Here is a 26,429-nt window from a genome sequence, read left to right as displayed (position 1 = left end):
CAGGTGGACTTCCGCCGCCCGGCGCACCCGCGGCCGGCGGGTCGGCCGGCTCAGGCGCGGATCGCGAACCGGGCGCAGGGCCGCCACGCCGTCCACGCGGCCATGGCCAGGAAGAGCAGATCCCGGGCGATGGAGCGCAGGTAGGTGCCCGGCCCGGCGGCGGCGTCGTAGCCGCCGCCGCCGAAGCAGCCGCAGTCGATGCTCAGCCCCCGCGCCCAGGCGGAGCCGATGCCGACCAGGAAGCCCAGCACCAGCAGCGCCGAGACCGCGCCGGCGGCCCGCAGGAACACCCCGAGCAGCAGCATCAGGCCGAGCACCAGCTCCAGGGCGGGCAGGCCCACGGCCACCGGGTCCACCAGGGCGGCGGGCAGCAGCTCGTAGGCGGCCACCGCCTGCCGGGAGTCCAGCGGATGGCTCAGCTTCACCGCCCCGGAGTACAGCCACACCCCGGCCAGCCCGAACCGGGCCAGGCAGCCGAGGAGCTCGCGCGGTCCCATCACGAGGCCCCGAGCACGGCGCTGACCAGCTCCTGGGCCTCCGCCTGCACCCGGGCCAGGTGCTCCGGGCCCTGGAAGGACTCCGCGTAGATCTTGTACTTGTCCTCGGTGCCGGAGGGCCGGGCGGCGAACCAGGCCGATTCGGTGGTCACCTTCAGCCCGCCGATCGCGGCCCCGTTGCCGGGGGCCTCGGTGAGCTTGGCGGTGATCGGCTCCCCGGCGAGGGTGTCCGCGGTGACCTGCTCCGGGGACAGCGCCTTGAGCACCGCCTTCTGCTCCCGGGTGGCCTCGGCGTCGGTGCGCGCGTAGGCCGGCGCCCCGAAGCGCTCGGCGAGCTCGGCGTAGCGGGCCGAGGGGCTCTTCCCGGTCACCGCGGTGATCTCCGCGGCGAGCAGGTCCAGGATGATCCCGTCCTTGTCCGTGGACCACACGGTGCCGTCCTGGCGCAGGAAGGAGGCGCCGGCGGACTCCTCCCCGCCGAAGCCGACGGAGCCGTCGAGCAGCCCGGGCACGAACCACTTGAAGCCCACCGGCACCTCCACCAGGCGCCGGCCGAGGTCGGCGACCACCCGGTCGATCATCGAGGAGGACACCAGGGTCTTGCCCACCGCGGTGCCCTCCGCCCAGCCGGGCCGGTGCGCGAAGAGGTAGTCGATGGCCACCGCCAGGTAGTGGTTGGGGTTCATCAGGCCCGCGTCGGGGGTGACGATGCCGTGCCGGTCGGAGTCGGCGTCATTGCCGGTGGCCAGGTCGTAGGCGTCCCGGTTGGCGATGAGCGAGGCCATCGCGTCCGCGGAGGAGCAGTCCATCCGGATCTTGCCGTCGGTGTCCAGGGTCATGAACCGCCAGGTGGGGTCCACCAGGGGGTTGACCACGGTGAGGTCCAGGCCATGGGCCTCGGCGATGGCGCCCCAGTAGTCCACGCTGGCCCCGCCCATCGGGTCGGCGCCGATGCGCAGCCCGGAGGAGCGGATCGCGTCGAGGTCGACGACGTTGGGCAGATCCGCGACGTAGGCGGCGAGGTAGTCGTGCCGGACCACCAGATCCCCGGCGGCGTCCACGGTGGTGCGGCGCACCCCCTCCAGGCCGGCGGCGAGGTACTCGTTGGCGCGGTCGGCGATCCAGTCGGTGGCCCCGGCGTCGGCGGGCCCGCCGGTGGGCGGGTTGTACTTGAAGCCGCCGTCGCGGGGCGGGTTGTGCGAGGGGGTGACCACGATCCCGTCGGCGCGGCGCCGGTCGGCGCCGGCGGGCCCGCCGGGCAGGTCCCGGTTGTGCGCGAGGATGGCGTGGCTCACCGCCGGGGTGGGGGTGTACCGGTCCCGGGCGTCCACCAGGGCGGTGACCCCGTTGCCGGCGAGCACCTCGATGGCGGAGATCATCGCCGGCTCGGACAGGGCGTGGGTGTCCCGGCCGAGGTAGACCGGCCCGGCGATGCCGTGCTCGGCCCGGTAGTCGACGATCGCCTGGGTGGTGGCGTGGATGTGGTCCTCGTTGAAGGCCCGGTCCAGCGCGCTGCCGCGGTGCCCGGAGGTGCCGAAGGCCACCGCCTGGTCGGGGTTCCCGGGCTCGGGGCGCCGGGTGTAGTACGCGGCGACCAGTTCCGCGACGTCGATGAGATCCTCGGGGCGGGCGGGCTGCCCGGCGCGCTCGTGGGCCATGTCTCCTCCTGTGCGCTCCGGGCGTGGGGCGCGGCGGGGAGGCGTCCCGGAGCCGTTGTCGGTGCGTCTCGCGCCCCTGCCCCCAGTGTCCCCCGTTTCCGCCGGTTCCGCATGGCGCCGCCGGAACCGGCCGCCGCGGCCCGGATCGCCCGGGCGTAGGATCCGGTGACCGTGAGGGAATCCATCGGCACCTACCTGCTCGTCGCCGCCGGCGCCGCGGCCGGGGCGGTGGCCCGCGTCGCGGTGGGCCTGCCCTTCCCCGGGGCCGCGGTGGCGGTGACCGTGGTGGTGAACCTGGCCGGCTGCCTGGCCATGGGCTGGCTCACGCCGCTGTCCGCGCGGCACCCCGGCCTGGGCCGGTTCTGGCCCGCGGTGGGCCCCGGGTTCCTGGGCGGGTTCACCACCTTCTCCGCCTTCGCGGTCCTCGCCGCGGTGCAGGCCGGGGACGGCGGCCCGGCCGCCGCGGCGGCGGTGGCCGCCACCGTGCTGGGCTGCCCGGCGGTGAACTACCTGGGCGCCAGGCTCGGCGAGGCCGCGATCGCGCGGGGCGCCCCCCGCCGGCCCGCCGAATCGATGCGCGGGCGGGTGGGGCGATGAGCCCCGCGCTGCTGCTCGCGGTGGCCGCCGGCGCCGCGCTCGGCGGCCCGCTGCGCTACGGGCTGGGCCGGGCCGCGACCCGCCTGGTCGGGTCGGCGCCCCCGGGCACCCTGATCGCCAACCTGCTCGCGGTGGCGGCGCTGGCCTGGGCCGCCGGCGCCCTGGAGGCGGATTCGCCGGGCTACGCGGCCCTCGGGGCGGGCTTCGCCGGGGCGCTGTCGACCTGGTCCACCCTGGCCCAGGAGACGGTGCTCTACCTGCGCGGCCGCTCCGTCCTGGGCGTGGTCTACCCGCTGGTGACCGTCCTGTCCGGACTGGCGCTGGCGGCGCTGCTGCTGCGCTGAGCCCGGGCACCCGGCCCGCCCCCCGCGATCGGGGGTGGCCTGCGGCGGAAACCGGGCGCGAGGCGTATTTCGGGCCGTCGACGGAGGGGTAAGGTGCCCGCCATGGCTGACTTCTTCGCGGACCTCGACTCCTTCGTGTGGAGCCCCTACCTGCTCATCCCGCTGCTGCTCGGCACCGGCCTGTGGCTGACCATCCGGCTCGGGTTCGTGCAGCTGCGCACCCTCGGCCCGGCGCTGCGGCTGGGCCTGCTGGAGCGCTCCGACGACGGCGGGGAGGGCGACATCTCCCAGTACCAGGCGCTGTCCACCGCCCTGGCCGCCACCGTCGGCGTGGGCAACATCGTCGGCGTGGCCACCGCGATCGGCCTCGGCGGGCCGGGGGCGCTGTTCTGGATGTGGGTCACCGGCGCCATCGGCATGGCCTCGAAGTACGCGGAGGCCTTCCTCGGCGTGAAGTACCGGCAGGCCGACGCCGCCGGGGAGCAGTCCGGCGGGCCCCAGTACTACCTGCGCAAGGCCATCCCGAACGGCTTCGGCGCCACCCTGGCGGTGATCTTCGCGGTCTTCGCCGCGATCGCCGCCTTCGGCATCGGCAACCTCACCCAGGCCAACGCGGTGTCCGCGAACCTGGAGAGCGCCTTCGGCCTGGACCCGGTGGCCACCGGGGCGGTGCTCTTCATCGCCACCGGGGCGGTGCTGCTCGGCGGGATCAAGTCCATCGGCCGGGTCACCGCCGCCTTCGTGCCGATGATGATCATCCTGTACATCCTCGCCGCGATCTACGTGCTGGTGGTCAACGCCGGCGATCTGCCGGCCGCCCTCGGCCTGGTGTTCACCGACGCCTTCACCGGCACCTCCGCGGTCGGCGGCTTCGCCGGCTCCGGGATCATCCTGGCGATCCAGATGGGCGTGGCCCGCGGCCTGTTCTCCAACGAGTCCGGCATGGGCTCCGGGGCGATCGCCGCGGCGGCGGCGCGGACCACGCACCCGGTGCGCCAGGGCCTGGTGTCGATGACCCAGACCTTCATCGACACCATCGTGGTGGTCTCCTTCACCGGCCTGGTGATCATCACCACCGGCACCTGGCGGGATGGCAACGAGGACGCCGGGGCGATGACCGCGGAGGCCTTCTCCCGGGGCCTGCCCGGGCACTGGGGCGGCTCCGTGGTGGCGCTGTCGGTGGTGTTCTTCGCCTTCTCCACCATCCTGGGCTGGTCCTACTACGGCGAGCGCGCCCTGGAGTCCCTGGTCGGCCGGCGCGGCACCCTGCCCTACCGGGGCCTGTTCACCGTGGTGGTCTTCGTCGGCGCGACCAGCGAGCTGACCCCGGTGTGGGCCTTCTCCTCCGCGCTGAACGGCCTGATGGCGCTGCCCAACCTGGTGGGCCTGGTGCTGCTCTCCGGCATGATCGCCCGGGAGACCCGCGCCTACCTGGCCTTCGACCCGAAGCTGCGCGCCACCGCGGAGCAGGTGGAGCGCTGGGCGGCGCAGAACGCCGGCGCCGCCGGCTGACCCGGCCGGCCCCTCCCCCGCCCCGGCGCCGCCGCCTCGAGCCGGCCCCGGGGCGGCGCCGATCCGCCGCGCGGGCGGGCTCAGGCCCCGCAGCGCGGGGCGGCCGCGGGATCGGCCAGGGCGGCCAGCGCCCCGTCCAGATCGCGCACCCGCACCAGCGGCATCCGGCCCGCGTCGGCGGTGAGCGCCTCCGCGCAGTTGGCCTCCGGCACCAGGAACAGCTCCGCCCCGGCCTCCCGGGCCGCGGCGATCTTGTGCGTGATCCCGCCGATTTCGCCGACGGTGCCGATCCCGTCGATGGTGCCGGTGCCGGCGATGTGCCGGCCCCCGGTGAGATCGCCGGGGCTGAGCTTGTCCACCAGCGCCAGGGTCATGATGAGCCCGGCGGAGGGCCCGCCGATCCCGGAGACGTTGTAGTCCACCCGCACCCCCTCCCCGGGGCGGGCGGCGATGCCGACGCCCAGGTGACCGCGGGCGGGATCCTCCGGATGCTCGCCGAGGCGCACCGCCAGCTCCCGCTCCGCGCCGTCGCGGGCCACCCGCAGGGTGACCTCCTCGCCGGGGGCGTGGGCGCCGACGGCGTCCTGCAGCTCCCTCGGCCCGGTCACGCCGACGCCGTCCACGGCGAGCACCACGTCGCCCTCCTCCAGCACCCCGGCGGCGGGCCCGTCGTCGAGCACCCGGGCCACGGCGACCTGCACCGGGCGACCCAGGGCGCGCAGCGCCGCGGCGGTGGCGTTGGCCTCCGAATCGGCGAACATCACCTCATTGCGCCGCTCCACCTCCTCGGTGCTCAGCCCCGGCGGGAAGACCACCTCGATCGGCACGATCTGCTGATCCGGGTCCGCCCACATCCCGATCGCCCGGGACAGCGGCAGGTTGTGCGACACCGCCACCGTGGTCATGTCCAGGCGGCCGGCGGAGGGGTCGTCCTCCGCGGTGCCGGAGATCTCGATGGCCGGGGCCCCCTCGACCTCCCCGAGCACGTCGAAGACCGGGCCCGGCCCCTCCGCGGCGAAGGGCACGATGGCGGCGGGCGAGGCGAGCAGCGCGCCGAGGGCCACGATGGGCACGGCGCCGGCGACGAGGGTGCGGATGCGGCGGTTCACGTCAGGCCACGATACCGGCCGGGGCGCTGATCGCCGTCAGCGAGCCGGGATGCACCGGCCCGGTGCCGGGCGCCCCGGGGCCGGTACCCTCGTGGCATGAGCAACCAGGGCTTCGGATTCACCCCCGGCGGGGACGACGATGACGACGATCGGCGCGAGGGGGGCAACCCCTTCGGCTTCTTCGGCTTCCCCATGGGCGGCTTCGGCGCCGCCGGCGGGAAGGGCGGGCAGCCGGATCTGGGCGAGCTCCTCAACCAGTTCGGGCAGATGCTCTCCGGGATGGGCCGGCAGATGGGCGAATCCGAGGGCGGGGTGAACCTGGCGGTGGCCGAGCGGATGGCCCGCCGCGCCCTGGGCGAGCCGGAGCCGGTGCGCGATTCCGAGCGCACCGCGCTCACCGACGCGCTGCGCCTGGTGGAGCTGTGGCTCGACGATGCCACCGCGCTGCCCGCGGGGGCGAACCGGGCGGAGGGCTGGACCCCGGTGCAGTGGCTGGAGCACACCCTGCCCACCTGGCGGCGGCTGGTGGAGCCGGTGGCGCGGCGGATGAGCGACGCCTCCCTGGAGGGCATGCCCGCCGAGGCCCGCCGGATGATGGGGCCGATGCTCGGCATGATGAACCAGATGAACTCGATGAACTTCGGCGTGCAGCTCGGCCAGGCCCTCGCCGAGCTCGCCGGGTCCGCGCTCACCGGCAGCGACCTGGGGCTGCCGCTGTCCGCCACCGGCGCCGCGGTGCTGCTGCCGCGCACCCTGGGCGAGGCCGCCGAGGCCCTGGAGCTGCCCGCCCGGGAGATGATCGTGCACGCCACGGCCCGGGAGGCCGCGCACCAGCGGCTCTACGAGAAGGTGCCGTGGCTGGCGGAGCGGATGATCTCCTCGGTGGAGGAGTACGCCGCCGGGCTGACCATGGACTACTCGCATATCGAGGCCGCCTCCCGGGAGTTCGACGTGGAGGCGCTGCAGGACCCGGCCCGGCTGCAGGAGGCCCTGGGCAAACTGCAGGGCATGGACCTGACCCCCCGGGTGGGCTCGGCCAACGAGCACGCCCGCACCCGCCTGGAGACCCTGCTCGCCCTGGTGGAGGGCTGGGTGGACGTGGTCGTCGGCGAGGCCCTCGGCGAGCGGCTGCCCGGGGCGGCGCAGCTCGACGAGGCCTGGCGGCGCCGCCGGGCCACCGCCGGGGCGGAGCAGGCCCTGAAGAAGGCCACCGGCATCGATCTCGCCGCGCCGAAGACCGCGGAGGCCGCGGAGCTGTGGCGCCGGCTGGGCACGGCGGTGGGCGTGGCCCGCCGGGACGCGGTGTGGGATCACCCGGACTTCCTGCCGGTGGCCGAGGACCTGGACTCCCCGGCCGGGTTCATCGACTCGGTGCTCGGCGGCGGCGCGGACGACGACTTCGACCCGATCGCGGAACTGGAGGAGCAGCTGCGCCGGGAGCGCGCCGAGGGCGATGAGCGGGATCGGGGCGGCCGCACCGGCCGCTCCGGCGAGGACCCCGGCGAGGACGCCGCCGGCTCCGGGGAGGACGCCGCCGACTAGCCCCGCCGGGCGCGGTCCGGTCAGCGGCCGATCCCGCCCCAGCGCTGGTAGGCCTCCAGGTAGCCGCGGGCGCGCTCATGCTGCGGGGCCCGGGAGGCCCAGGCCCAGAACTCCGGGCCGTGGCCGCCCTCGACGAAGGTGTGCGCCAGCTCGTGCACGATCACGTCGTCGAGGACGTAGTCGGGCACCTCCGCCAGCCGGTGCGAGATCCGGATCCGGTTCGGGCCCAGGCTCACCGAGCCCCAGCGCCGGGTCATGTTGCGCACCCAGCGGATCGACTCGAACTCGGGGCGGCCGTCGAGCACCTCCTCGGCCAGCCGCCGGGCCCGGCGCTCCAGGGCCGCGTCGTCGAGCCGGTTCGCGGTGCGCCCGCGCACCCGCTCCACCAGCGCGGTGACCTCCCGGCGCTCCTGCGCCGGGTCGATGTCCGCCGGGGCGAGCACCACCACCTTGCCGCCCTCGGCGCGCGCCTGGTAGGTCCGCCGCCGGCGGCGGGAGCGGCGCACCTCGACATCCGGCCCGTAATCGGGTCGTTGGCGTTCCATGACCCCAGGGTAGACGGGGGCGGGGCCCGGGTGGAGGGATCGGCGCGGATGTGCTTTCGTGGGCCCGGGGCGTGCACCGAGGGGGAAGGGGGGCCCGATGGCCGGGGGCATCCGGATGGTGGCCGGGGCGCAGGTGCTGCTGCGCCCGGGCGGGCGGATCCAGTTCGGGGTGGATCCCCGGCGGGCGCTGGTGCTGCAGCTGCCCGATGCGGTGCCCCCGGGCGGGGTGCTCGCCGCGCTGCTCGCCGATGCGCGCGCCCTGCCCCGCCCGGCGGCGCCCCTGGCCGAGGCGCTGGCCGCCGCCGGGCTCGGCGAGGCCGCGGTGGAGGCGCTGCTGGCGGATCTGCTCCGCGCCGGGCTGGCCCGCCGCGGCGAGGCCCCGGCCTGGCCGCCGGTGAGCGTGCTCGGCCGGGGCCCGCTGCGCGAGCGGCTCGCCGCGGCGGTGGCCGGGCGCGGCGGCCGGGCCATCGCCCGGGCCCCGGGCACCCGCACCATCACCTGGCTGGAGCGCACCCCGCCCGCGCGGGTGGGCCTGGTGCTGCTGGCCGGGATGGAGGTGCCGGAGGAGGCGCTGCTGCGCGCGCTGCGCCGCCGGGGCATCGCGCACCTGTCGGTGCGGCTGCGCGACGGCCGCGGCCTGGTCGGCCCCTACGCCGCCCCCGGTGGCGCCGGCGGCTGCCCGGGCTGCGCGGAGGCCCGCGCCCGGCAGGCGGATCCGGCACGGGAGGTGCTCGCCCTGCAGCTGCGCTCCGCCCAGCCCACCGCCGCCCCGGAGGTCATCGACGCGACGGTGGCCACCGCCCTGGCGCACCTGGGCGCGCCGGCGGCCCTGGCCGGGCTGGCCGCCGAGGTGGATCCGCTGGGCCTGGCGCCGCGGTTGACCCCGGTGCCGGCGCACCCGGGCTGCCCCGTCTGCGCCCGCTGAGCGCCGCGGGCACAATGGCGGCCATGGCAGGAGACGAGGATCGCGCGCTGTCCGGCAATCCGCTGCGGCGCGCGGCGAAGCTGGCCGGGGTGCCGCTGGGCGCGGGGGCGCGCAGCCTGCGCCGCCGGGATCGCTCGGACAACGCGGTGGAGACCGCCCGGCGGCTCACCGAGGTGCTCGGCGAGCTCAAGGGCGGGGCGATGAAGGTGGGCCAGGCGCTGTCCATCTTCGCCCCGATCCTGCCGGAGGAGATCGCCGAGGTGGTCGGGCCGACCCTGACCTCGCTGCAGGCCGAGGCCCCGCCGCTGCCGGCCGCCACGGTGCACAAGGTGCTGGCCCGGCAGCTCGGCGCGGACTGGCGCCGGCGCTTCCGGGAGTTCTCCGATGAGCCGGTGGCGGCGGCCTCCATCGGCCAGGTGCACCGGGCGACCTGGTCGGACGGCGCCGAGGTGGCGGTGAAGATCCAGTACCCGGGCGCGGATCGGGCGATCCGCTCGGATCTGCGGCAGCTGCGGCTGCTGGCCCCGCTGGTGCAGCCGCTGGCCCCGGGCGCGGACATCGCCCGGCTCATCGGCACCATCGCCGAATCGGTGGTCGCGGAACTGGACTACCGGGCCGAGGCGGAGCACCAGCGCGCCTTCCACGCCGCCTTCGGCACCGGGGTGGAGCCGCTGGTGCACGTGCCCCGGGTGCACGCCGCGGCCCCGCGGGTGCTGGTCGGCGAATGGGTCGAGGGCCGACGGCTGTCCGAGGTGATCGGCGGCGACCCGGCGGCGCGCTCCGCGGCCGCCGAGGCGCTCACCGTGTTCGAGTTCGCCTCCCCGCACCTGGCCCGGCGGATGCACACCGACCCGCATCCGGGCAATTTCCTGCTCCGCGCCGACGGCACCCTGGCGGTGATCGACTTCGGGGCGTGCACCCCGCTGCCGGCGGGGCTGCCCCGGCCGCTGGTGGAGCTGGTCGCCGCGGTGGTCGACGGCCGCCGGGAGGATCTGCTGGCCCTGGCCCGGGCGCACGGCTACATCGACGAGCGGCGCACCGGGGGGATCCCCGCCGAGGCGGTGGAGTCCTTCCTCGCCCCCTTCGCCGAACCCCTGGCCCATGACGACTTCGTCTTCACCGTGGCCTGGCTGCGCCGGGTGATGAGCCCCTTCCTGGACCCGACCTCGGCGCAGTCGCGGCTGTCCCGGAAATTCGGGATGCCCCCGGAGTACATGATGATCCACCGGGTGCTCGCCGGGGCGGTGGCGGTGCTCTCCCAGCTGGAGGCCCCGGCACCGTACCGGCAGGTGATCGCCCGCTACTACCCGGAGATCCTGGGCCGGGGCCGCTGAGCCGCCGCCGGGCTACCCGGCGGCGATGAGGGCGAGCAGCGCCTCCCCGAAGCGGGAGGCCTTGACCTCCCCGATGCCGGGCACCGCGAGCAGTTCGCCGACCGTGGCCGGCCGGGCCTCGGCGATGCCCACCAGGGTGGCGTCGGAGAAGATCACGAAGGCGGGCACGGACATCTCCTTGGCGGTCTCCGCCCGCCACGCCCGCAGCCGGTCCACCAGCCCCGGGTCCGCGGTGGAGGGGCAGTCCGCGCAGCGGCCGATGATCCGCTCCGCCGGGGTGGCCAGCGGTTTTCCGCAGTTGCGGCACACCGCCGCGCGCTTCCGGGACCGCGGCTTCGCCGCGGCCGGCTCCGGCAGGCCCAGCCCGTCGAGGAAGCGGGAGCGGCGCCGGGTGCGCCGGCCGCCCTCCTGCCGGGACAGCGCCCAGGACAGCTCCAGGTGCTCCCGGGCGCGGGTCACCCCGACGTAGAGCAGCCGGCGCTCCTCCTCCACGTCCTCGGAGTCCTCCCCCTTGCGCAGCGCCTGCTTGATCGGCAGGGTGCCGTCGACCAGGCCGACCAGGAACACCGCATCCCACTCCAGGCCCTTGGCGGCGTGCAGGCTGGCCAGGGTCACCCCGTGCAGGGTGGGCGGCTGCTTGGCCTCGCTGCGGGTGCGCAGCTGGCCGAGCAGCCCGGTGATGTCCAGCTCCGGGGTGACGTGCACCAGCTCCTCGCAGAGATCGGCCAGCGCGCCGAGGGACTGCCAGCGCTCCCGGGCCTGCGCGCCCTCGGGCTCCTCGGCGGTGAGCCCCAGCGGGGCGAGGGTCTCCCGGACGGTGAGCACCAGCCCGGCGCCGCGGCCGGCCTCGCCCAGATCCCCGCGGCGGGCCACCCGGATGATCGCCGAAATCGCCTCCCGGATCTCCCGGCGCTGGTAGAAGCCCTCCCCGCCGCGCACGTGATAGGGCACCCCCGCCTCGGACAGGGCCTGCTCGAAGACCGCGGACTGGGCGTTGATCCGGTACAGCACCGCGATCTCGTTGGCCGGCACGCCCCCGTCGAGCAGCCGCCGGATCCGGCGGGCGACGACCTTGGCCTCGGTGGGCTCGTCCTCGTATTCGGTGAAGGTCGGCTCCGGGCCGTCCGGGCGCTGGCCGACCAGGCGCAGCCGGGAGCCGGCCAGCCGGCCGCGGGCGGCGTCGATGATGGTGTTGGCCAGGCCCACCACCTGGGGGGTGGAGCGGTAGTCGCGGTGCAGCCGCACCACGGTGGCCCCGGGGAAGCGGGCCGGGAACTCCAGCAGATGCGCGGGACTGGCCCCGGTGAAGGAGTAGATGGTCTGGTTGGGGTCGCCGACCACGGTGAGGTCCTCGCGCTCGCCGAGCCAGGCGTCGAGCACCCGCTGCTGCAGCGGGGTGACGTCCTGGTACTCGTCGACGACGAAGCTGCGGTACTGGGCGCGGAACTCCTCGGCCACCGCCCGGGAGTGCTCCATCGCCCCGGCGGTGTGCAGCAGCAGATCGTCGAAGTCGAGCAGCATCCCCTCCTCCGAGGTCTTCGAGTCCTCGTAGGCCCGGTAGGCCGCGGCGATCCGGTCCGGGTCCGCCGGGGCGGGCCGGCCGCGGTCGGCGATCGCCGCCGGGTAGCCCTCCGGGGTGACCAGGGTGGCCTTGGCCCACTCGATTTCGCCGAGCACGTCGCGGATGGACTCGGTGCCGGAGTCGATCCCGGCGGCCCGGGTGGCCCGGGCGACGAGGGCGAACTTGTTGTCCAGCAGCCGCCAGGGCAGGTCCCCGGCGATCTGCGGCCAGAAGTAGCGCAGCTGGCGCAGCGCCGCGGAGTGGAAGGTGCGGGCCTGCACCCCGGGGGTGCCCATCCGGTGCAGCCGGTCGCGCATCTCCCCGGCGGCGCGGGCGGTGAAGGTCACCGCGAGCACCTTGTTCTGGCTGACCAGCCCGGTGTCGATGAGGTGGTGGATCCGGTGCGTGATGGTGCGGGTCTTGCCGGTGCCGGCCCCGGCGAGGATGCACACCGGGCCCAGCGGGGCGGTCGCCGCGGCGCGCTGCTCCGGGTCCAGCCCGGCCAGTTCAGCGGTCGTCATCCGGATCCAGCTCATCGGCCAGCACGCGGCGCACGTAGAGCAGGCTGTCCCCGGGCTCCACGGACTCGCATTCCGGCGAGTCGATGCGGTACAGCTCCCCGGAGCGCACCACCCCGAGCACGATGTCGGCCAGGTGCCGGGGGTTGGCGCCGACCTCCTCCTCGGTGATGATCCGCTCCGCCACGGAGAAGCCCTCGGTGGGGCTGAGCAGGTCCTCCATCATCTCCACCACGGTGGGGGTGACCGTGGCCAGGCCGAGCATCCGGCCGGCGGTCTCCGAGGAGATCACCACCTGGTCGGCCCCGGACTGCTCCAGCAGGTGCCGGTTCTCCGATTCGCGGACGCTGGCCACGATGGTGGCCCCGGGGGCGAGTTCGCGCACCGAGAGGGTGACCAGCACCGCGGTGTCGTCCTTGTTCGGGGCGACCACCACGGAGCGGGCCCGCTGGATCCCGGCGAGCTTGAGCACGTCGGATTTCGTCGCCGAGCCGTGCACGGTGACCAGGCCCCGGTTGCCGGCCTGGTCGAGCACCCCCTTGTCGGTGTCCACCACCACGATCTGGCCGGGGTCGACGCCGTCGCCGAGCATGGCGGCGACGGCGGAGCGGCCCTTGGTGCCGTAGCCGATGACGACGGTGTGGTTGCGCACGGTTCTCCTCCAACGCTGGATCTGCAGGGTGCGGCGGGATTCCTCGGTGAGCACGGACAGGGTGGTGCCGACCAGGAGGGCCAGGAAGACCACCCGCAGCGGGGTGATCACGAGGATGTTCAGCAGCCGGGCGTGGTCGGTCACCGGGGTGATGTCGCCGTAGCCGGTGGTGGACAGGCTCACCGCGGAATAGTAGAGGCTGTCCAGGAAGGTCAGCGGCTCGGTGTAGGCGTCCCGGTCGGTGTACACCACCAGGGAGGCGGTGAGCAGCAGCACCAGGGCGTAGCTGAGCCGCCGGATGATCAGCCGCCAGGGGCCCTTGCGCACCGGCTCCGGGATCTTGATGATCCCCAGCAGGGCGTGATCGGGCAGGTCGTCGAGCTCGCGCTCCACGCCGAACCGGTTCGTCATCAGCCGCTCAGCCACCGTCCACCCTCTCTTCCGGCCCCGCCCCGTCCGCGCCGCCGGCGGCGCCCGGGCGGGGCGCGCGCAGGGACGTGGCCAACTCTATCCTGTCCGGCAGCCGGTCGGGCTCGACGGTGACGCCCTCGGCGACGTAGTGGAACATCGCGCGCACGTCGCCGGGGTCCACCCGCTCCCCCGCCGCGCGGCGTCGATCCGCCCAGGCCAGGCGGTACACCGCCAGCTGCAGCGCGGCCAGCCGGGCGGCCCGCCCGGTGGGCCGGCGGCCGGTCTTCCAGTCCACCACCGCCCAGCGGCCGCCGATCCGGAACACCGCGTCGATCCGGCCGACCACCCGGCGGCCGCCGATGCCGATGTCGAAGGGCACCTCCACGTACTCCGGCACCCGATCGGCCCACTCCCCGGCCAGGAAGGTCTCCTTCAGCTCCGCCAGGGGGGCGTCGGCGGCCACCGGCACCCCGGCCAGCGCGGCGAGCTCCTCCTCGTCGATCATCGCCGGGGCGCCGAGCCGGTGCTCCAGCCAGGCGTGGAAGGCGGTGCCGCGGCGGGCGAAGCGGTTCGGCCGGTAGGGCACCGGCCGGGCCCGGCGGCGGGCGAAGGCGCCCGGGTCGGCGAGCATCGCCTGCACCTCGGAGGTGGACAGTCGCGCCGGCAGCGGCACCTCCACCACCTCCGCGGCGGCCCGGGCCCGCTCGTCGAGCAGCAGGGTGACCTCGTCGGCCCACACCCGGGAGAGGTCCCGGTCGATGGGCGCTGCCGCCGCGGTCGGCTCCGCCAGGGCGGCGCGGACCAGCTCCGCGGCCTCCCGGGAGCGCCGCGCGGGGTCCCCGTCGCCGGCCGCGGGCTCCGGGGGCCAGGCCAGCCCGGCGGCGTCCGGCAGCGGCAGCGGGTCCGCCCCGGGTTCGCCGACCCAGGGCCCCACCGCCTCGGGGAAGGCCCGCGCCAGGGCGAGCAGCTGCGCGGAGGGCCCGTCCGGGGTCTTGCGGCCCCGGCCCAGCCGTTGGCAGCCGGAGACCAGCAGCCGCCGCCCGGCGCGGGTGAGCGCCACGTAGAACAGCCGCTCCGATTCGGCGGCGAGGACCGCCCGCAGGTCCGCCTTGTGCCCCTCGATGGCCTTGACCAGCTGGCCCTGGTCGGCGGCCCCGGCGGCGTCGAGCACCGGGGTGCCGTCGAGCAGCCCCGGGCCGTCCGCCCCGCCGGCGCCCTCCCCGGCGGCGTCGCCGGTGAGCTCCGGCAGCAGCTTCTCCGGGCGGGTCAGCCAGGATTCCAGGCGCACCCGGTCGTAGACGGTGGCGCACACGTGCGGCACCGCCACCACCTCCCATTCCAGGCCCTTGGCCTTGTGCACGGTCATGATCTCCACCCGGTCCCCGGTGACCCGCACCCGGCCCGGCTCCAGGCCCCGGTCGTGGGCGGCGGCGCGCTCCAGGTGGCCGAGGAAGCCGGGCAGATCCGCCCCGGCCCGGCGGGCGTAGTCCGCGGCGACGTCGGCGAGCCGGTCCAGGTGCACCGGCCCGGCCCCGCCGGCGGCGGCGGCGACCTCCACCCGCAGCCCGAACTCCTCCTCCACGTCGGCGAGCAGATCCGGCAGCGGCTTGCGCAGCGACCAGCGGCGCAGCCGGCCCAGCCGCTCCCCCAGCTCCGCGATCCGGGCGGCGCCCGCCGCGGAGTAGAGCCCGTCGCCGAGGGCCGGGTCGGCCACCGCGTGGCCGAGCCCGGTCGCCGGCGCCCCGGCCTCGGCGACCAGCGCGTCCAGGTCCGCCCCCAGCCGGGCCAGCGGGCCCTCCCCCTCCGTCGCGTCCGCGCCGGCGTCATCGCCGCGCTCCCGGGCCCCGGCGTAGGCGGCGAGCTGCCGGGCCCGGCGGGCCAGGGCGGTGATGTCCTTCGCGCCGAGCCGCCAGCGCGGCCCGGCGAGCAGCCGCAGCATCGCCTCGTCATCGGCCGGGTCGGCGAGCACCCGCAGATGACAGACCAGCTCCACGACCTCGGGCAGCTCCAGCAGCCCGCCGACCCCGCGGATCTCGGCGGCCACGCCGGCGGCGGCCAGCGCCTCGGCGACCGCGGCGCAGTCGGCGTTGCGGCGCACCAGCACCGCCGCGGACAGCGGCCGGCCCGCCGCGCGGGCGGCGGCGGCCTCCTCCGCCATCCGGTCGGCGACCCAGGCCAGCTCCGCGTCCACGTCGGCGTGCAGCGCCAGGTCCACCCGCCCGGCGGGGGCCCCGGGGCGGGCGGTGAGCGGGTCCACGGTGCGCCGCCGGCCCGCGAAGGCCCGGTCGGCGACGAGGTTGGCCGCGGCGAGCACCTCCGGGGGGTTGCGCCAGGAGGTGGTCAGCTGCAGCGTCGGCGCGGGCGGGGCGCCGGGGGCCCGGAAGTCCTCGGGGAAGCCGGCCAGGTTCGTCGCGGTGGCCCCCCGCCAGCCGTAGATCGCCTGCATCGGGTCGCCGACCGCGGTGACCGCGGAGCCGGCGTGCAGGCTGCGCAGCAGCACCCGCTGGGCGTGCGAGGTGTCCTGGTACTCGTCGAGCATCACCACCCGGTGCCGGCGCCGCTCCACCTCCCGGACCTCCGGGACCTCCCGGGCCAGCCGGGCGGCCAGCGCCATCTGCCGGCCGAAGGTGCGCGCCCCGGCGGCGTCGATCCGCCGGTGCAGCTCCTCCACCAGGGGCAGCAGCTCGAGGCGGTCCCGCTGGGCGGCGAGCACCGCGACCAGCTTGGAATGCGGATCGGCCTTCTGCCGGGCCGAGGGCGGGGTCTGCGCCACCAGGTGCAGGAAGGCCCCGGTCTGCGCGCGCACCTCCGCCGGGTCGGCGAGGTGGCCGTCGATGTCGTCGGCCAGCGCCAGCAGCGCCGCGGTGAGCGCGTCCACCCCGCGGCGGCTGTCCAGCCCGGCGCGGTCGCGCACCACCTCCCGGGCCATCGCCCAGCGGGTGGCCTCGTCGAGGATCTCCGCGGCCGGCTCCGCGGGCAGCAGCAGCCCGTGGGCGCGCACCAGCTCCCCGGCGTAGGCGTCGTAGGTGGACACCTCCGGGGCGATCGCGGCGAGCGCGTCGAGCACCGCCGGGTCCGCGGCGGCCCGGAAGGCCCGGGAGGCGGCGAGCTGGCCGAGTCGGCGCCGGATCCGCTGGCCGAGCTCCCGGGCCGCCTTGCGGGTGAAGGTCAGCCCCAGCACCTCCTCGGGGCGGACGTGGCCGTTGGCGACCAGCCACACCACCCGGGCGGCCATGGTCTCGGTCTTGCCCGCCCCGGCCCCGGCGACGACGAGCATCGGGCCCGGGTCGGCGCCGATCACCGCCGCCTGCTGCGCGGTGGGCCGGTGCTCCTGGCCGAGCATCCGGGACAGGGTCACCGGGTCGATGGCGGCGCTCATCGCAGCTGCCCCGTGGTCGGGCAGGCCAGCCGCACCGGGCAGCCCTCGCACCAGGGCCCGGGCAGGGCGGTGGCCCCGGGCCCGCGGGAGGCCTCCGCGGCGGCGAGCACCCGCCCCCGCCAGAGCCCCAGCTGCGCGGGGGTGGGCGCGGACTGCACCCGCACCGTGGGCTCGCCCCCGGAGCGCGGCGCCCGCGGGTGCACCAGCATCGCCCCGCCGGGGCGCAGCCCCTCCCCGGCGACGATCTCGGGGCCGCGGGGGCCCTCGACCAGGGCGCCGCCGGCCAGGGCCAGCTGGTAGACGGCCAATTGGGCGTCCTCCTCCACCTCGGCGGCCGGCGGCGGGTTCGCCCCGGTCTTGATGTCCACCACCACGTAGCCGGAGTCGGCGTCGCCGACCAGCCGGTCGATCCGCCCGGCGAGGGTGACCTCCCCGGTCACCGGCACCCGCACCGGCACCTCCACGCCGACCGCCGCCCCGGCGGCGAACCCGGCCCAGGAGCGCAGCGCGGCGGCCCACTCCTCGGCGAGCACGTCGACCCGCCAGCCGGGTTCGTCGAGCAGCCGGGGCAGCACCGCGCGCAGCTCCTGCTCGCCCTCGGCGGGGTCGACCCCCTCGGCCAGGGCCTGCGCCACCCGGTGGAAGGCGGTGCCGGTGGCCAGGGCGGGGCCGCGGGCGGGCGGCTCCAGCAGGGCGCGCAGCGGGCACCGCAGGATCCGGCCCACCTTCGAGGGGCTGAGCCGCATCGGGCCGGCGAGCACCGGCTCCCCGGTGGAGCGCTCGGCGATCCCCCACCACTGGTCGGGGTGCGCCCCGGGCACCCCGGCGGCGGCGAGCCGGGCCAGCTGGGCGGCGGCCCGGGCGCGCCGGCCCGGGCCCTGGCCGGGGTCGGCGGCGGCGGCGCGCAGCTCCGCGGTGAGCGGCCCCTCGGCGAGCACCCGGGGCACCGCCGGGATGGTCGGCGGCGGTTCCGGGGCGGGCGCGGCCGGCTCCTCCTCCGCGGCGGCCGGGTCGGCGCCGGCCTCCCCCGGCACCGCCAGTTCGCCGAGGAAGCGACTCGGCTCGCCCTCGTCATCGGGGGCGTCCACCGCGGTGACCAGCACGGAGCGGGTGGCCCGGGTAATCGCGACATGGAGCAGCCGGCGCTCCTCGGCGAGCCGGTCGGCGACCCGGGACACCGGGGTGCCCGGGTCGATGCCGTGGTCGAGCAGATCCACCAGCTCCTGCTGGCGCACCACGGAGCCGGTGACGCCCAGCGAGGGCCAGGTCTCCTCCTGCACCCCGGCGACGGCGACCACGGCGAACTCCCGGCCGAGCGCGGCGTGCGCGGAGATCACGCTCACCGCGTCCCGGGCGATGCCGCGCCGGTCCCGGGCCCCGGTGGGCAGCTCCTGCTCGGCGACCTTGGCGACGAAGCCGGCGACGGTCAGCGCCGGCGCCTGCTCCACCAGGTCCCCGGCGAAGTCGAACAGGGTCATCACCGCGTCCAGGTCCCGGTCCGCGGCGGAGCCGGCCGCCCCGCCGCGCAGGGAGCGGGCCATCAGGTGGTCGGCCAGCCCGGAGGCGGCCCACATCTCCCACAGCACCAGCTCCACACCCTGGTCCAGGGCGGCCCGGCCCGCGGCTAGGACCCGCAGCGGCCGCTCCAGCACGGCGCGCTCCCGGGCGCCGAGCCCGGCGAGCAGCTCCGCATCCGCCGCATCGGGCTCCGGGGCGGCCAGCAGCGCGATGATCCGCTCCATGGCCCGGCCGCCCGGGGCCAGCCGGCGCACCCCGCGCACCACCCGGGCCAGGGTCACCGGGTCGGCCTCCCCGAGGGGCCCGGTGAGCAGCGCCTCCCAGGAGCTCTCCGGCAGCGGCTCGACCAGGGCGCGCATCGCCAGCAGCAGCGCGGCGACCATGCGCTGCTCGGCGAGCACCACGTCGGTGGGGTCGACCTGCACCGGCACCCCGGCCCGGGCGAGGCTGCGGTGCGCCGCGGACTCCGCCGCCCCGGAGCGCAGCAGCACCGCCATCTCCCCCCAGGCCACGCCGTCGACGACATGGGCGCGGCGCAGGTAGTCGGCCACCGCGGCGCGTTCGGCGGTGCCGGTGGCGAAGACCGCCACCCGCAGCGCCGGGTCCGCGCCCGGGTCGGCGGCGCGGCCGCGGATCCCGCGCTGCGGGGGGTTGCCGGGCAGCCGGGCGGCCAGCCGGTTCGCCGCGGTCGCGATCGGCGCGGGCAGCCGCCGGGAGCGGTGCAGCACGATGGTGCGCTCCGCCGGGGCGGCGCCGTCCAGGAAGGCCGGGTCGGCGCCGCGGAAGCCCAGCACCGACTGGTCGTGGTCCCCGGTGAGCACCCCCACCCGGGCCCGGGCCAGGATCCGGCGCAGCAGCTCCGCGGACTGCGGGTCCAGGTGCTCGGCGTCGTCGACCAGCAGCACCTGCACGCCGAGCCGGTCCAGCAGCCCGGGATCGGCGTCGATTTCCGCCAGGGCGGCGCTGACCAGCTCCGCGGCGTTGAGATCGGCGGAGCCGAGCAGCCGCACCGCCTGCCGGTAGCGGCGCAGGAACCCGCCCACCGCCGTCCACTCCGGCACCCCGTGGTCCTCGCCGAGGGCGATCAGCCCGGCGGCGTCCAGCCCGCGTTCCTGGGCGCGCAGGATGAGATCGCGGACCTGCCGGGCGAAACCGCGCATGCCCAGCGCCGGGCGCAGCCGGTCCGGCCAGCCGGCGCCGCCGTCGGCCTCCTCCCCGGTGAGCAGATCCCGGATCCAGGCGTCCTGGCGGGCGCCGGGCATCAGCCGCGGCTCGGGTTCGCCGCGGCGCACCATGGCCTCCCGGACCAGGGCGAAGGCCAGGGAGTGCACCGCGCGGACCATGCCCCCGCCGCCGGCGGCGGCCTCCGGCAGCCGGCGGGCGAGATCCTCGCGGAGCCGGTTCGCCGCCTCCTTGGCGGGCGCGGCGATGAGCACCGCGTCCGCGGGCACGCCCGCGGCGACGTGCGCGGCGGCGAGATCGACGAGCAGCGCGGATTTGCCGGTGCCGGGCCCGCCGAGCACCGCCCAGGGCTCCCCGGCGATCTCGAGGCGGCCGTCGCCGGGGAAGAGCGCGGCGAGCGGGCCGTCCCAGCTGCGCGGGGCCGGCCCGCCGGGATCGACCAGGCGGGCCGCCGGCATCCGCACGCCCTCCGCAGCACTCATGGCGACCATGGTGGCACACCCCCGGACGCCCGCCCGCGCCCCCGGGGCGGCGGGGGCCGGGCCGCCCCGGCGGGCCTAGCGGAACCGGGCCTTGACCAGCTCCGCGGCCCGGGTCAGGCCGCGGCCGGCGGCGGGTTCGGCGCCGGGGTGCACGGCATGGGCGAACAGCCGGTAGAGCATGGCGCGCAGCACCAGCTGGTCCCAGTCCGGGAGATGGTCGAAGCGGGCGAGCAGCGCCTCATCGGCGCCGCCGCGGGACAGCGCGTCCACCGCGGCCAGCGCCGGGGTCCAGCCGCGGGGCCGCCAGCAGGGCACCAGGTCCACCACGGTGGGCGCGGCGGCGCCGTCGAAGACGGTGGTGGCCAGCGGATCGGCGTGGCCCACCTGCTCGGCGCCGGCGGCGTCGAGCCCCCCGCGCAGCCCGGTGAGCTCGGCGGCGACGCCGAGGGCCTCCGCGGCATCGGCCCGGGGCACCGCGGCGACGTCGAGCACCCGCTCCAGCTCCCCGGCCGGGTCCTCGGCCCAGGCGGCCCGGTCGCAGACGTCGAAGACCCCCTCGGCGGGCCCGGCGAGGAACCGGGGCCGGGCCAGATCGGCCAGCGCCTCCTCCAGCCGGCACATCGCCACGATCAGCTCATCCGGGCGGGCGGCCGGCGCCCCGGGGGCGTGGTGCCGGGCCTGCCAGCCGCCGATCACGTGCCGGCCGTCGGTGCCGCGCACCGGGCGGGCCACCGCCGCCCCGTCCACGGCGAGCACCTCGCGCACCTTCGCCGACCAGGCGGCGCGCTGCGCGTCGGCGACCCGGGAGAGCACCACGGTGCCGTAGCGCCACCCGTCGTCCCAGGCGGGGCCGGCGGGCTCGGGGGCGCCGAAGGCCCCGAAGGCCTCCAGCACGTGCGGGGGAGGATGCGCCGTCATGGCCCCCAACCTACCGGGGCGCCCGCGCCGCCGGGTACGGCCACCCGTTGGGCCGGCAGGTCGCGCCATCGTCGGGGTAGACCTCATGCGGGGCGAGGTTGTGCAGTTCGGAGTTGTCCAGGCTGAGCGTCTGCTGCATCATCACCGGCGCCAGCTCCCCCTCGGCGGGGCAGGGCCGGTGCGCGGCGTAGCCCAGGGCGTGGCCCACCTCGTGGTTGATCAGGTACTGCCGGTAGGCGCCCAGATCGCCCTCGAAGGGCAGCGCCCCGCGGGTCCACCGGGCCACGTTGACCAGGATCTGGCCGGGCCGGCCGCCGGCCGCGCCGATCCGGCAGCTGGTCTCCACGTCCATCTCCCGGCCGCAGAGCCGCCCGGCGGTGTCCGGGGTGACCAGCCGGATGATGGTGTCCGGGTCCTCGTCGGCGCCGACGTGGCGCAGCGCGAAGGCCGGGTCGGCGGTCCAGCCCCGGGGATCGGAGAGGGTGGCGTCGATGGTGGCGCCGAAGGCGTCGGCCCCGCCGACCGCCCCGGCGTCGAGCACGTCCTCGATCTGCACCGCGTAGCGCAGCGTCTTCTCCCTGCCCTCGCCGGCGGCGGCGCCGGGGGACCCGGCGTCGACGAACTCGCCCGAGCCGCGGGTGGGGTAGTCCGCCCCGGGCGGCAGCTCGCCGACGTCCAGGCCGGATTCGGGATCGGCCGCCGGGGCCGGGCCCGGTTCCGCGGCGGTGCTCCGGGCCGTCCCGCCGGCGCCCATCCCGCCGTCGGTGACGATGTCGAGGAGCACCCAGGCGGTGAGCACCACCAGCAGCGGGATCGCGTAGGCCCGCCAGCCCAGCCGGCGGGCCAGGCGCACCGCCGCCGGCTCCGGGGCGCGCCGCGGCGCGATCGCGGTGCGCCGGGCGCCGCGCGGCGCGGGCCGGCCCCGGTCGGGGCGCGGTCGCCCGCGGGTTCGGCCGGCCCGGCGCGGGCCCTGGGGGTGCATCGGGGGCCGGATCAGGCGATGAAGCCGACCTTGCGGGCGGCGGCCGGGCCGATCCCCACGTAGGCGATCTTCTCCACCCGGGCCAGGTGGGTGCGCCCGGCGCCGTCGCGAAGCTCCAGCACCCCGGAGCCGGCCTCCACGGCGGCGCGGACGCGCTCGCGCACCCCCTCGGCGTCCTCCACGCCGGAGATGGTCAGTTCACGGGGTACGTCGACGAAACCGATGGTGATGTCCATGGCGGCAACTATAACCGGCGTGGCCGGCGGGGCCGGGCAGGCTACGATTGGGCCCGTACCCCGCACCCCACCGAACGGAGAACCCCTGTGGCACCCGAGCCGGGCCCCGCATTCGCCGAACTGGGGGTGGCCGCGGAAATCTGCGACGCCCTCGCCGATCTCGGGATTTCCCGCACCTTCGCCATCCAGGAGCTGACCCTGCCGCTGGCGCTGGACGGCGTGGACATCATCGGCCAGGCCCGCACCGGCATGGGCAAGACCCTCGGCTTCGGGGTGCCCCTGGTGGATCGGCTCTTCGACGACGCCCGGGTGGCCGAGCCGGACGGCACCCCCCGGGCCCTGGTGGTCACCCCCACCCGGGAGCTGGCGCACCAGGTGGCCGGGGATCTCGCCCCGGTGGCCGCCGCGGTGGGCCTGTCCAGCACCGTGATCTACGGCGGCCGGCCCTACGAGGAGCAGATCGAGGCGCTGCGCGCCGGGGTGGACCTGGTGGTCGGCACCCCGGGCCGGCTGATCGATCTGCACGAGCGCGGGGACCTCAACCTCGCCGAGGTGGCGGTGCTGGTGCTCGACGAGGCCGACGAGATGCTGGACCTGGGCTTCCTGCCGGATATCGAGCGGATCCTGCGGGCGGTGCCGGATCGCCGCCAGGTGATGCTGTTCTCCGCGACCATGCCGGGGCCGATCCTCACCCTGGCCCGGACCTTCATGAACCAGCCGGTGCACATCCGCGCCGAGTCCGGGGAGGCGGAGGCCACCATCCACGAGACCACCCGGCAGGTGGTGTTCCAGTCCCACCAGATGGACAAGGTGCCGGTGCTGGCCCGGATCCTGCAGGCCGAGGGCCGGGGCCGGACCATCATCTTCGCGCGCACCAAGCGCTCCACCGCCAGCGTCGCGGAGCGCCTCGGCGAGCGCGGCTTCAAGGCCACCGCGGTGCACGGGGACATGGGCCAGCCGGCCCGGGAGAAGTCGCTGCGCGCCTTCCGCGCCGGGGACGTCGACGTGCTGGTGGCCACCGACGTGGCCGCCCGCGGAATCGACATCGACGATGTCACGCACGTGATCAACTACCAGGTGCCCGAGGACGAGATGACCTACGTGCACCGGATCGGCCGCACCGGCCGGGCCGGGCAGTCGGGGATCGCGGTGACCCTGGTCGGCTACGACGAGGTCTCCCGGTGGAAGATGATCGACGACGCCCTGGGCCTGGGCATCGGGGAGCCGCCGCAGTGGTTCTCCACCTCCCCGGAGCTGCACGAGGCCCTGGACATCCCCGATGACGCCGGCGAGGAGGTCGGCCCGGCCCGCCCGGTGCTCGGCGCGCGCCCGGTGCAGGACCGGGGCGGGCGCCGCGACGGCCGCGGCGGCCGCTCCGGTGGCGGACGGTCCGGCGGTTCCGGCGGCCCCCGCTCCGGCGGCCGGGGCGGCCGGCGCCGCCGCTGAGCGGCCCCGCGCCCACCGGCGAGACCCGATGGATCGCAATCGCGCCGGCGCCGCCGCGATCGCCCTGGCCGTGGCCGCCACCCTCGGCCTGACCTGGTACGACTCCCCCGCCCGGCGGACCGAGCACATCCAGTCCCGGGTGGCGGTGCAGCGCGCCGAGGCCGGCGGCCCCGCGCCGGCGGCCCTGGTGGAGCGCTGGCGCGCCCCTGATGCGGGCCTGGCCCCGGCCGACGGCGGCGCCGGGGCGCTGCTGGCCACCGACGACCGCGGGGTGCGCGCCCTGGACCCGGCCTCCGGGCGGCTGCTGTGGTCCTACGCCCGGGACATCGAGCTGTGCACCGCGATGGTGGCGCAGCGCCGGGCGGTGGCGGTGTTCCGCGGTCCCGCCGGCTGCGGGGAGGTCACCAGCCTGGATCTCGCCGACGGGGCCTACCACGCCACCCGGCGCTCCCTCGCCGCCGGGGAGGTCGCCCCGCTGGGCTCGCCGACCCGCTCCGGGGTGCGCTCGACGCGGCTGGCGGAGCTGTGGCGCGGGGATCTGGTGCGCACCATCGAATTCGGCCGCCCGGAGGCCCCCGCGGAACCGGGGGTGCAGCCGCTGCCGGAGTGCGCCGTCGTCGACGGGGTCACCCGCGAGGACCGGCTCGCGGTGCTCGCCGACTGCTCCGGGCAGACCCGGCTGGTGCTGATGGGCGCCGACCCGGAGTCCTCCCGGGAGCCGGAGCCGGACGCCGATGTCGCGCTGCCGGGGCCGGCTGCGCTGGTGGCGGTGTCCGCCGGTCGGGTGGCCCTGGCCGAGGGCGCCGATCTGGTGCTCCGCGACGACGCCGGCGCGGAGCTGCGCCGCACCCGGCTGGAGGCCCCGGCCGAGCCCGCGGCCCCGGGCCGGGTTCCGGCGCGGCCGGCGACCGCGGAACTCGGCGGGCGCACCCAGTGGTTCGGCGGCGGCGCGCTGGTGGTGCTGGATCAGCCGGGCCTGGTGGAGCGGCTGCGGGTGCCCGGGGCGCTGGGCACCGGGGACCGCCGCGGGGATCGGCTGCTGGTGCCGGTGCCCGGGGGGATCGCGGTGACGGCCTGGGACGGGGCGGTGGAGCGGATCATCCCGGTGGACCGCGGCGCCGACCCGGGGCGGGTGGATCTGCGGGTGTTCGGGGACATGATCGTGGAATGGCGCGCCGGCGCGGTGGTGGGCCTGGCCCCGGCGCCGCCGCCGCGGCGTCCCGCTCCCCCGCCGGCGTAGCCGGCCCGCTCAGGCGCGGTGCTCGGTGGCCGCCCAGTGCACCGCCTTGGGGTTGAACATGCACACCAGCGCCGCCGCCGCGAGCACCGCGGTGAGCGCGCCCCAGGCCACCGCATGCGAGGTGAACATGTAGTAGGCCACGCCGAGCAGGCAGAGGTTGAGCATCACGATCGGCCCGCGCCCCCAGCGGCGCCCGGTGAGCAGCATGATCGCCCCGGCGAGCACGGCGCCGAACATGAGGAAGAACCACAGCGCGGTGCCCCAGCCGGAGATCACCGCCAGCTCATCGCGGTAGCCCTCGGCGTCGCGGACGCCCAGGAAGATCCCGTAGCCGATGCCGGCGAGGCATTCGGCGACCGCGATCCAGGCCCCGACGAGGACGGAGCGGGGGGCGGCGGCGCGGACTGGGGCGGTGCTGGGGGTGCTCACGGCGACTCATCATATCCCCCCGGGGCGCCCCGTAGGGTTGGTGCCGTGCGCGCCCTGATGATCTCCAACCCCAACTCGACCTCGGTGGATGACGCGACGCTGCGCCGGGTGGTGCCGCCGCTGCTGGCGGTGCCGGGGATGCGGCTGCGCTCCCGGTTCACCGCCGCCCCCGGCCACGCCGGGGAGATGGTGCGCGGGCTCACCGCCGCCGAGGTCGACGTGGTGATCGTGGTGGGCGGCGACGGCACCGTCAACGAGGTGATCAACGGCCTGCTCGCCGACGGGGCCCCGGCGGACCCGGGCACGCTGCCGGCGCTGGCGGTGGTGCCGGCCGGCAGCGCGAACGTGCTCGCCGGGGCGCTGGGCATGCCCCGGGAGCCCGGGGCGGCCGCCGAGCGCCTGGCCGGGCTGCTGCACTCCGGCGTGGAGCGCCGGATCACCCTGGGCCGGGCCGGGGACCGCTGGTTCGCGGTGAACGCGGGCCTGGGCATCGACGGGGAGGTGATCCACGCCATGGAGCGGCTGCGCGCCCGCGGGGTGTCCGCGAACCCGGCCCGGTACGCGCCGACGGTGCTCGGCGCCTGGTGGCGGATGCGCCGGGACACCCCCCGGATCCGGTGCACCGTGGACGGGGTGGACCTCGGCGGGGAGCTGCCGGTGGTGGTGGCCTCGAACACGAACCCGTGGACCTTCTTCGGGCAGCTGCCGGTGGTCACCAACCCGGGCACCACCCTGGACTCCGGCCTGGGCGTGTGGGCGGTGCGCTCCATCGCCGGGGTGCGCGGGCTGGCCGCGGTGGCCCGGCTGGTCGGCGGGGTGCCCCGCCGCCATGATCCGCTGCGGGTGGCGGGGCTGGTGCGCTCCGCCGATGACGCCGCCCGGATCACCCTGTCCTCGCCGCGGCCGCTGCGCTTCCAGGTGGACGGCGACTACGCGGGGCTGCGGGATCGGGTGGAGCTGCGCGCCGCCCCGGCGGCGCTGCGCATGGTGGCCCCGCCGCCGGGCCGGGACTTCTCCGCGGAGGGCCGCCGCGGCTCGCGCTGGGCGCATGCCGCGGCGGCGGCGCGGCGCAGCGCCGCGGGCCTGCGCCGGCGGCTGCGGGCCTGGCCGCACCCCGGCTGAGCCCGGTTCACCGTGAGCGGGGCGCCGCCGCCGAAGGCAAACCGGGCCCCCTCGGCGGGGGTGGCCGAGAAGCCCCCGCGGGGCCCCGTTCCGGACATCGGCGGGCCCGGCGGCCCCCGTCCGGGCCGTCGACCTGCGGCGGGGCCCACCTGAGGGTAATCTGTGACCTTGCGCACTTTTTGCCGTTAATCCCTTCACAAGCGGTCCCGGACATGTCATCATCTCCACGGACCGCGAGGGACGGGGCCACGGCCTCCCCCTCGCCCTGCTTTTCGGGGGATCCAGGTGCG

General features: G+C 76.9%; 21 protein-coding genes. 9 read left to right on the top strand and 12 right to left on the bottom strand.

Annotated features, from left to right (window positions below; genetic code table 11):
• Positions 1–50: 50 nt before the first annotated feature.
• Complete coding sequence (locus CSPHI_RS02820; RefSeq protein ID WP_075691413.1) at positions 51–497, bottom strand: MauE/DoxX family redox-associated membrane protein; 447 nt, start codon at positions 495–497, stop codon at positions 51–53.
• Positions 497–2,155, bottom strand: a complete 1,659-nt coding sequence (pgm, locus tag CSPHI_RS02815) for a phosphoglucomutase (alpha-D-glucose-1,6-bisphosphate-dependent) (protein WP_075691412.1) — start codon at positions 2,153–2,155, stop codon at positions 497–499. Before pgm ends, CSPHI_RS02820 begins: the two co-directional genes overlap by 1 nt.
• 171 nt (positions 2,156–2,326) lie before the next feature.
• Here pgm and CSPHI_RS02810 point away from each other — a divergent pair, with 171 nt between their 5' ends.
• The 3 genes from CSPHI_RS02810 to CSPHI_RS02800 all read left to right on the top strand — a co-directional run bounded on the left by CSPHI_RS02810 (position 2,327) and on the right by CSPHI_RS02800 (position 4,608).
• Positions 2,327–2,752 carry a fluoride efflux transporter FluC gene (locus tag CSPHI_RS02810; RefSeq protein WP_245803336.1) on the top strand — a complete coding sequence of 142 codons (426 nt, stop codon included), beginning with the start codon at positions 2,327–2,329 and terminating at the stop codon, positions 2,750–2,752.
• Positions 2,749–3,096: a CrcB family protein gene (locus tag CSPHI_RS02805; RefSeq protein WP_075691411.1), complete on the top strand. Its 348-nt coding sequence runs from the start codon at positions 2,749–2,751 to the stop codon at positions 3,094–3,096. The genes CSPHI_RS02810 and CSPHI_RS02805 overlap by 4 nt, the downstream gene beginning before the upstream one ends.
• A gap of 93 nt (positions 3,097–3,189) precedes the next feature.
• Positions 3,190–4,608, top strand: a complete 1,419-nt coding sequence (locus CSPHI_RS02800; RefSeq protein ID WP_075691410.1) for an alanine/glycine:cation symporter family protein — start codon at positions 3,190–3,192, stop codon at positions 4,606–4,608.
• An 80-nt stretch (positions 4,609–4,688) separates the two neighbouring features.
• On the opposite strand, the gene CSPHI_RS02795 is transcribed toward CSPHI_RS02800, so the two are convergent.
• On the bottom strand, positions 4,689–5,717 hold the full coding sequence (locus CSPHI_RS02795) for a YlbL family protein (RefSeq protein ID WP_075691409.1): 1,029 nt from the start codon (positions 5,715–5,717) through the stop codon (positions 4,689–4,691).
• Between the two features lie 96 nt (positions 5,718–5,813).
• Between CSPHI_RS02795 and CSPHI_RS02790 the strand changes: the two genes are divergently transcribed.
• Entirely contained in the window at positions 5,814–7,259 is a 1,446-nt protein-coding gene (locus CSPHI_RS02790) for a zinc-dependent metalloprotease (protein WP_075691408.1), read from the top strand.
• A 20-nt stretch (positions 7,260–7,279) separates the two neighbouring features.
• Here the strand turns inward: CSPHI_RS02790 and CSPHI_RS02785 are convergent, their stop codons facing one another.
• Positions 7,280–7,804, bottom strand: a complete 525-nt coding sequence (locus CSPHI_RS02785) for a M48 metallopeptidase family protein (protein WP_075691407.1) — start codon at positions 7,802–7,804, stop codon at positions 7,280–7,282.
• Between the two features lie 97 nt (positions 7,805–7,901).
• Between CSPHI_RS02785 and CSPHI_RS02780 the strand changes: the two genes are divergently transcribed.
• Both CSPHI_RS02780 and CSPHI_RS02775 read left to right on the top strand, forming a co-directional pair.
• Positions 7,902–8,729 carry a TOMM precursor leader peptide-binding protein gene (locus CSPHI_RS02780; protein WP_075691406.1) on the top strand — a complete coding sequence of 276 codons (828 nt, stop codon included), beginning with the start codon at positions 7,902–7,904 and terminating at the stop codon, positions 8,727–8,729.
• Positions 8,730–8,752: 23 nt separating this feature from the next.
• Positions 8,753–10,063 (top strand): ABC1 kinase family protein, encoded by a 1,311-nt coding sequence (locus CSPHI_RS02775; RefSeq protein ID WP_211274677.1) that lies wholly within the window; start codon positions 8,753–8,755, stop codon positions 10,061–10,063.
• Between the two features lie 12 nt (positions 10,064–10,075).
• Here the strand turns inward: CSPHI_RS02775 and CSPHI_RS02770 are convergent, their stop codons facing one another.
• From CSPHI_RS02770 to CSPHI_RS02740, 7 genes are all read right to left on the bottom strand, one after another.
• Positions 10,076–12,145 (bottom strand): ATP-dependent DNA helicase UvrD2, encoded by a 2,070-nt coding sequence (locus CSPHI_RS02770; protein WP_075691404.1) that lies wholly within the window; start codon positions 12,143–12,145, stop codon positions 10,076–10,078.
• Positions 12,132–13,205 carry a potassium channel family protein gene (locus tag CSPHI_RS02765; protein WP_075691403.1) on the bottom strand — a complete coding sequence of 358 codons (1,074 nt, stop codon included), beginning with the start codon at positions 13,203–13,205 and terminating at the stop codon, positions 12,132–12,134. Before CSPHI_RS02765 ends, CSPHI_RS02770 begins: the two co-directional genes overlap by 14 nt.
• A gap of 7 nt (positions 13,206–13,212) precedes the next feature.
• Positions 13,213–16,584: an ATP-dependent helicase gene (locus CSPHI_RS02760; RefSeq protein WP_075691402.1), complete on the bottom strand. Its 3,372-nt coding sequence runs from the start codon at positions 16,582–16,584 to the stop codon at positions 13,213–13,215.
• Positions 16,581–19,766 carry an ATP-dependent helicase gene (locus CSPHI_RS02755; RefSeq protein ID WP_245803335.1) on the bottom strand — a complete coding sequence of 1,062 codons (3,186 nt, stop codon included), beginning with the start codon at positions 19,764–19,766 and terminating at the stop codon, positions 16,581–16,583. The genes CSPHI_RS02760 and CSPHI_RS02755 overlap by 4 nt, the downstream gene beginning before the upstream one ends.
• 75 nt (positions 19,767–19,841) lie before the next feature.
• The gene (locus CSPHI_RS02750) at positions 19,842–20,684 is read right to left on the bottom strand and encodes a TIGR02569 family protein (protein ID WP_075691400.1); all 843 of its coding nucleotides are present in this window, start codon (positions 20,682–20,684) and stop codon (positions 19,842–19,844) included.
• A 10-nt stretch (positions 20,685–20,694) separates the two neighbouring features.
• The gene (locus tag CSPHI_RS02745; RefSeq protein WP_245803334.1) at positions 20,695–21,537 is read right to left on the bottom strand and encodes a DUF3152 domain-containing protein; all 843 of its coding nucleotides are present in this window, start codon (positions 21,535–21,537) and stop codon (positions 20,695–20,697) included.
• Between the two features lie 140 nt (positions 21,538–21,677).
• Positions 21,678–21,902: a DUF3107 domain-containing protein gene (locus tag CSPHI_RS02740; protein WP_075691399.1), complete on the bottom strand. Its 225-nt coding sequence runs from the start codon at positions 21,900–21,902 to the stop codon at positions 21,678–21,680.
• An 87-nt stretch (positions 21,903–21,989) separates the two neighbouring features.
• On the opposite strand from CSPHI_RS02740, the gene CSPHI_RS02735 reads away from it, so the two are divergent.
• Positions 21,990–23,348 (top strand): DEAD/DEAH box helicase, encoded by a 1,359-nt coding sequence (locus CSPHI_RS02735; RefSeq protein WP_075691398.1) that lies wholly within the window; start codon positions 21,990–21,992, stop codon positions 23,346–23,348.
• 28 nt (positions 23,349–23,376) lie between these two features.
• Positions 23,377–24,588 carry an Rv3212 family protein gene (locus CSPHI_RS02730; protein WP_157118462.1) on the top strand — a complete coding sequence of 404 codons (1,212 nt, stop codon included), beginning with the start codon at positions 23,377–23,379 and terminating at the stop codon, positions 24,586–24,588.
• A gap of 9 nt (positions 24,589–24,597) precedes the next feature.
• Here CSPHI_RS02730 and CSPHI_RS02725 read toward each other — a convergent pair whose 3' ends face one another.
• Positions 24,598–25,017 carry a hypothetical protein gene (locus CSPHI_RS02725; protein WP_075691397.1) on the bottom strand — a complete coding sequence of 140 codons (420 nt, stop codon included), beginning with the start codon at positions 25,015–25,017 and terminating at the stop codon, positions 24,598–24,600.
• 45 nt (positions 25,018–25,062) lie between these two features.
• Between CSPHI_RS02725 and CSPHI_RS02720 the strand changes: the two genes are divergently transcribed.
• Complete coding sequence (locus CSPHI_RS02720; protein ID WP_075691396.1) at positions 25,063–26,139, top strand: diacylglycerol/lipid kinase family protein; 1,077 nt, start codon at positions 25,063–25,065, stop codon at positions 26,137–26,139.
• Positions 26,140–26,429: the final 290 nt, after the last annotated feature.

Source organism: Corynebacterium sphenisci DSM 44792, assembly GCF_001941505.1.
Taxonomy (GTDB): Bacteria; Actinomycetota; Actinomycetes; order Mycobacteriales; family Mycobacteriaceae; genus Corynebacterium; species Corynebacterium sphenisci.
This window is presented reverse-complemented; position numbering and strand designations above follow the sequence as displayed.